The following is a 1,077-nucleotide window of genomic DNA, read 5'->3' on the forward strand; positions in this document are numbered from 1 at the left end:
TTTTTACCTACTGGCGGCCTTAACCTTGCCCCATATGCTGATCATGTATCTCTACGGCGATGACAAACCGGCTCTAGAATGAAAAGTCGTTCAATGATTACCGAGAGCGGCTAAATTAGGTGCGTTTTAAGGTAATTGTATCGTTGGTAAGGCGTGCACCGTGCCAGTGCCATCGTGCCCAGCGCGAACAATCGCTGCGACTGGTAAACCTTGTTTTTTCTCAAGTACGGGGTAATAGCAATGATCAAACATATCTTTCATCGCTCCAGACATGTAGCTGAGGTTTTCTGGTGTGAAAAGAATGACAGCGTCTGCCTGAATGATGTGCTCTGGAGTGGTATCAAATGCAGATAAGCTAGTTACAGTGCACTGGCTTTTGTTACTCGCATCGTTGATTGTTTTTAGGAGTGTGTGAGTATTTGGAGAGGGAGCGTGGCCAATGATAAGAAGATGTTTGTCCATGCCGAAACTCATGCCTTAACTATGTAGGGTGATTAAATAATAAAGGGTCAGAGTATTGCTACACTGACCCTTTGGCAATGAGCCCTAGAACGAGAAATATATTAGGCGTAGCTATTAGCAACGGCAGCCATTGCTGCATCGCCGTCACAGTCATATCCTTGTTCGTTAAGAACGCTCGCTAGGGCTGAGATGCATAGCTCAACGTTTTCACGTTTACATGCGCTGCCCATCAAACCTATACGCCAAGCGTTGCCTGCAAACTTGCCAAGGCCCGCGCCGATCTCAAGATCGAATTGGCTAAGCAATGCAGTACGAACAGCCGCGTCATCCACACCTTCTGGAATCTTCACGGTATTCAATTCAGGTAAGCGATACTCTTCCGCAACAATGAGTTCAATACCCAGTACACTCAAACCTGCAACAAGCGCATTATGATGTTTCGCGTGGCGAGCCCAAGCATTTTCAAGGCCTTCCTCTTTCACCATAAGTAGCGACTCATGCAATGCATACAAGCTATTTACTGGTGCGGTGTGGTGATACGCACGCTTAGGTTGCGCTTCACTTTGTTCCCAATAAGCCATGACTAGTTTCAGATCTAAGAACCAAGAATCATTG

1 protein-coding gene and 1 pseudogene are annotated in these 1,077 nt (G+C 46.3%); both read right to left on the minus strand.

What is annotated here, in order from left to right:
* Positions 1–126 precede the first annotated feature (126 nt).
* Positions 127–462, minus strand: a complete 336-nt coding sequence (locus A3762_RS25635; protein WP_082868920.1) for a flavodoxin family protein — start codon at positions 460–462, stop codon at positions 127–129.
* Positions 463–563: 101 nt separating this feature from the next.
* A pseudogene (locus A3762_RS03870) lies at positions 564–1,077 on the minus strand (aminotransferase class V-fold PLP-dependent enzyme); the annotation flags it as partial.

It is taken from the genome of Oleiphilus sp. HI0125 (assembly GCF_001635355.1).